We start from the raw sequence: 5,528 nt of genomic DNA, 5'->3' as shown, positions 1-5,528 counted from the left end.
AGGAAATTATTTTAAAATAAATTTTGCGGAAACGGAAAAACCTTTTACCTTTGCAGTCCCGAACGGAATCGGGGAAAACAGAAAAGATAGTAATTCCGGTCCGGATGCGGGCCGGGACGATATAAAAGCCGAAGCGCGGAGCGGAGGCGCAGAAGTTCTTTAAGGAAATGATCATGTAGCGTAACGGGAACCGGCCGGACAGTGTTATTCAGGTAACCTGTCCTTCCGGGGAATCAGTTCCGGACGGGAAAAATACAGAAGACGATTCTGATTATTTAATTGATAAATAGTCGGATCAGAACAATTCATTATTACAATGGAGAGTTTGATCCTGGCTCAGGATGAACGCTAGCGGCAGGCCTAATACATGCAAGTCGGACGGGATTGCAGTACAGCTTGCTGTACTGCATGAGAGTGGCGCACGGGTGCGTAACGCGTGAGCAACCTGCCCATATCAGGGGGATAGCCCGGAGAAATCCGGATTAACACCGCATAACACAGTATTTCCGCATGGATTTGCTGTTAAATATTTATAGGATATGGATGGGCTCGCGTGACATTAGCTAGTTGGCGGGGTAACGGCCCACCAAGGCGACGATGTCTAGGGGCTCTGAGAGGAGAATCCCCCACACTGGTACTGAGACACGGACCAGACTCCTACGGGAGGCAGCAGTAAGGAATATTGGTCAATGGGCGCAAGCCTGAACCAGCCATGCCGCGTGCAGGAAGACTGCCCTATGGGTTGTAAACTGCTTTTATCCGGGAATAACCCCCTCTACGAGTAGAGGGCTGAATGTACCGGAAGAATAAGGATCGGCTAACTCCGTGCCAGCAGCCGCGGTAATACGGAGGATCCGAGCGTTATCCGGATTTATTGGGTTTAAAGGGTGCGTAGGCGGCCTGTTAAGTCAGGAGTGAAAGACGGCAGCTCAACTGTCGCAGTGCTCTTGATACTGACGGGCTTGAATGCCGTTGAAGATGGCGGAATGAGACAAGTAGCGGTGAAATGCATAGATATGTCTCAGAACCCCGATTGCGAAGGCAGCTGTCTAAGCGGTAATTGACGCTGATGCACGAAAGCGTGGGGATCGAACAGGATTAGATACCCTGGTAGTCCACGCCCTAAACGATGATGACTCGATGTTAGCGATATACAGTTAGCGTCCAAGCGAAAGCGTTAAGTCATCCACCTGGGGAGTACGCCCGCAAGGGTGAAACTCAAAGGAATTGACGGGGGCCCGCACAAGCGGAGGAGCATGTGGTTTAATTCGATGATACGCGAGGAACCTTACCCGGGCTTGAAAGTTACTGAAGCATCCAGAGACGGATGCGTCCTTCGGGACAGGAAACTAGGTGCTGCATGGCTGTCGTCAGCTCGTGCCGTGAGGTGTTGGGTTAAGTCCCGCAACGAGCGCAACCCCTATGTTTAGTTGCCAGCATGTAGTGGTGGGGACTCTAAACAGACTGCCTGCGCAAGCAGTGAGGAAGGCGGGGACGACGTCAAGTCATCATGGCCCTTACGTCCGGGGCTACACACGTGCTACAATGGTCGGTACAGAGGGCAGCTACACAGCAATGTGGTGCGAATCCCTAAAAGCCGATCACAGTTCGGATCGGGGTCTGCAACTCGACCCCGTGAAGTTGGATTCGCTAGTAATCGCGTATCAGCAATGACGCGGTGAATACGTTCCCGGGCCTTGTACACACCGCCCGTCAAGCCATGAAAGCTGGGGGTGCCTAAAGCATGTAACCGCAAGGAGCGTGTCAGGGCAAAACCGGTAATTGGGGCTAAGTCGTAACAAGGTAGCCGTACCGGAAGGTGCGGCTGGAATACCTCCTTTCTAGAGCGTCCGGTACTGAGTTCCGTTACGCACAATCATGATCATTTAAAGGAAACATACAGAAGAAAGTGCCCATGCCCCCTTTTCTTAAGCGGAAAGGCCGGGAGTGGAAACCGAGAAGAAGAGAAAGATAAGCCAGTCCCGTAGCTCAGTTGGTTAGAGCACTACACTGATAATGTAGGGGTCAGCAGTTCAAATCTGCTCGGGACTACCACACCTGGGATAAGGGGAATTAGCTCAGCTGGCTAGAGCACCTGCCTTGCACGCAGGGGGTCAACGGTTCGAATCCGTTATTCTCCACATTTCAAAGTAAAAAGTCAAAATTTAAAAGTCAAAAGCGGTATAGTTTTTTTAATTTTTACTTTTTGAATTTTTACTTGGAAGACGTTCTTTGACATATTGAGAGAAAGAAGACACAAGAGAAGACAACAGCAATGTTATGCCTTACTTACGGGTAAGGTATATATAAGGCAGCCATATACCAGGCAAAAGGGGTATATGAGCGGAGAAAGTAAATAAGGGCACACGGGGGATGCCTAGGCTCTCAGAGGCGATGAAGGACGTGATAAGCTGCGATAAGCCACGGGGATCGGCAAATGCGAACTGATCCGTGGATTTCCGAATGGGGCAACCTAACATACTGAAGGTATGTTGTATGATACGCGAACGCGCTGAACTGAAACATCTAAGTAGGCGTAGGAGAAGAAAATAACAATGATTTCCCAAGTAGTGGCGAGCGAACGGGAAAGAGCCCAAACCGGAGTTGTTACGGCAATTCCGGGGTTGTAGGACTGTGCCGTGGTTACATTAACGTGAACTGGAAGCAGCTGGGACGCTGCGCGATAAGGGTGACAGCCCCGTACAGGTAAGCAATAATGGCCTAACAGTATCCTGAGTACCGCGGGACCGGAGAAATCCTGTGGGAATCCGCCAGCACCATCTGGCAAGGCTAAATACTCCTGAGAGACCGATAGTGGACCAGTACCGTGAGGGAAAGGTGAAAAGAACCCCGAACAGGGGAGTGAAAAGAACCTGAAACCGTGTGCTTACAAGCGGTTGGAGCGGACGTGTTCCGTGACAGCGTGCCTTTTGCATAATGAGCCTACGAGTTACTCTTATCTGGCAAGGTTAAGTCCTTCAGGGACGCAGCCGAAGCGAAAGCGAGTCTGAACAGGGCGCAAAGTCAGGTGAGGTAGACGCGAAACCTTGTGATCTACCCTTGGGCAGGTTGAAGTTGCAGTAACATGTAATGGAGGACCGAACCGATAAACGTTGAAAAGTTTCCGGATGACCTGAGGGTAGGGGTGAAAGGCCAATCAAACTGGGAAATAGCTCGTACTCCCCGAAATGTTTTTAGGAACAGCGTCGTTTATAGAGTCTGCTAGAGGTAGAGCTACCGATTGGGTGCGGGGGAGTCAAATCCTACCAAATCCAGACGAACTCCGAATGCTATGCAGATATTGGCGGCAGTGAGGCTTTGGGTGCTAAGGTCCAAGGCCGAGAGGGAAAGAACCCAGACCATCAGCTAAGGTCCCCAAATGTAGTCTAAGTTGAACTAACGAGGTCCGGTTGCCCAGACAGCTAGGATGTTGGCTTGGAAGCAGCCATTCATTTAAAGAGTGCGTAACAGCTCACTAGTCGAGCGGCCGGGCGTGGATAATAAACGGGCATCAAGACTGCTACCGAAGCTATGGATTGCAATTTATTGCACTGGTAGGGGAGCATTCCATGCGGGGCGAATCCGTCAGGTGACTGGTGGTGGACTGCATGGAAAAGCAAATGTAGGCATAAGTAACGATAAGGCGGGTGGGAAACCCGCCCACCGAAAGACCAAGGTTTCCTGATCAACGCTAATCGGATCAGGGTCAGTCGGGGCCTAAGGCGCACCCGAAAGGGGCAAGCCGATGGACAACTGGTTAATATTCCAGTACTTTTTATAACTGCGATGTGGTGACGGAGTAGTGACACTGCCGCGGACTGACGGAATAGTCCGTTGAAGGGCGTAGGTAAATAATCTGCAGGCAAATCCGCAGGTTATGCTGAACCCCGATAGTACAGCAAAGCTCCGGCGGCGCTGATAGTGCAGGTAATCAGACTTCCAAGAAAACCCGCTAAGCTTCAGGTTATAAAAACCCGTACCGTAAACCGACACAGGTGGTCGAGGAGAGAATCCTAAGGTGCTCGAGTGAATCATGGCTAAGGAACTCGGCAAAATGGCCCTGTAACTTCGGGAGAAGGGGCGCTTCCTCCGCAAGGAGAAGCCGCAGTGAAAAGGCCCAGGCGACTGTTTAGCAAAAACATATGGCTTTGCGAAATCGAAAGATGATGTATAAGGCCTGACACCTGCCCGGTGCTGGAAGGTTAAGAGGGGATGTCAACCTTCGGGTGAAGCATTGAATCGAAGCCCCAGTAAACGGCGGCCGTAACTATAACGGTCCTAAGGTAGCGAAATTCCTTGTCGGGTAAGTTCCGACCTGCACGAATGGTGTAACGATCTGGGCGCTGTCTCAGCCATGAGCTCGGTGAAATTGTGGTATCGGTGAAGACGCCGGTTCCCCGCAACGGGACGGAAAGACCCCATGAACCTTCACTATAGCTTAACATTGGAACTGGGTACAGGATGTGTAGGATAGGCGGGAGATATTGAAGCGGGTTCGCCAGGATCCGTGGAATCGTCCTTGAAATACCGCCCTTTCTGTATCCGGTTTCTAACTCCCTTATTGGGAGGACATTGTTTGGTGGGTAGTTTGACTGGGGTGGTCGCCTCCAAAAAGGTAACGGAGGCTTTCAAAGGTAAGCTCAGTACGCTTGGTAACCGTACGTGGAGTGCAATGGCATAAGCTTGCTTGACTGTGAGACCAACAAGTCGACCAGGGTCGAAAGACGGACATAGTGATCCGGTGGTTCTGTATGGAAGGGCCATCGCTCAAAGGATAAAAGGTACTCTGGGGATAACAGGCTGATCTCCCCCAAGAGCTCATATCGACGGGGAGGTTTGGCACCTCGATGTCGGCTCGTCACATCCTGGGGCTGGAGAAGGTCCCAAGGGTTGGGCTGTTCGCCCATTAAAGTGGCACGCGAGCTGGGTTCAGAACGTCGCGAGACAGTTCGGTCCCTATCTGTTGTGGGCGCTGGAAGTTTGAGTGGATCTGACCTTAGTACGAGAGGACCGGGTTGGACAGACCGCTGGTGAACCTGTTATGCCGCCAGGTGTACGGCAGGGTAGCTACGTCTGGAATAGATAAGCGCTGAAAGCATCTAAGTGCGAAACTAGCCACGAGATGAGACTTCCTCATAGGGCCGTTGGAGATTACAACGTTGATAGGTCACAGGTGTACAGGTTGAGAGACCAAAGCCGAGTGATACTAATAACCCGAAGCTTTCCGCGCCGGAAGGCAGCTGTTGTCTTCCTTACCCCTTCTTTCTTTCAATAATATGTCATTTCCGGTAGGTAGAATGGAGTATTGTGTACTGGGATCATAAGAGTTTCCCGTTACTGATTGCCCACTACGCTATACCGGATATAAAGATATTCAGGTGCCTATATCGGCGGTGTCTACCTCTTCCCATTCCGAACAGAGAAGTCAAGCCCGCCAGAGCCGATGGTATTGCCGTAACAGGTGGGAGAGTAGGTCGGTGCCTAATTTTACAGGAAAGCCCCTTCAGGAAACTGCAAGGGGCTTTTTT

At 51.1% G+C, this 5,528-nt stretch carries 2 tRNA genes and 3 rRNA genes; all 5 read left to right on the top strand.

What is annotated here, in order from left to right:
• Positions 1–313: 313 nt before the first annotated feature.
• Positions 314–1,841: ribosomal RNA gene (locus BC792_RS18170) — 16S ribosomal RNA — on the top strand.
• A 137-nt stretch (positions 1,842–1,978) separates the two neighbouring features.
• Positions 1,979–2,055, top strand: a tRNA-Ile gene (locus BC792_RS18165).
• Between the two features lie 12 nt (positions 2,056–2,067).
• Positions 2,068–2,141, top strand: a tRNA-Ala gene (locus BC792_RS18160).
• Between the two features lie 204 nt (positions 2,142–2,345).
• Positions 2,346–5,230, top strand: a 23S ribosomal RNA gene (locus BC792_RS18155).
• 144 nt (positions 5,231–5,374) lie between these two features.
• Positions 5,375–5,486: ribosomal RNA gene (gene rrf, locus BC792_RS18150) — 5S ribosomal RNA — on the top strand.
• The 16S, 23S and 5S rRNA genes sit together here with 2 tRNA genes alongside, the layout of an rRNA operon.
• The last annotated feature ends 42 nt before the right edge of the window (positions 5,487–5,528 follow it).

Origin of the sequence: Sphingobacterium allocomposti, assembly GCF_008124885.1 — a bacterium.
In the GTDB taxonomy this organism is placed as follows: Bacteria; Bacteroidota; Bacteroidia; order Sphingobacteriales; family Sphingobacteriaceae; genus Sphingobacterium; species Sphingobacterium allocomposti.
The sequence above is the reverse complement of the archived record's forward strand: the minus strand, read 5'-3'. Positions and strand labels throughout refer to the sequence as shown.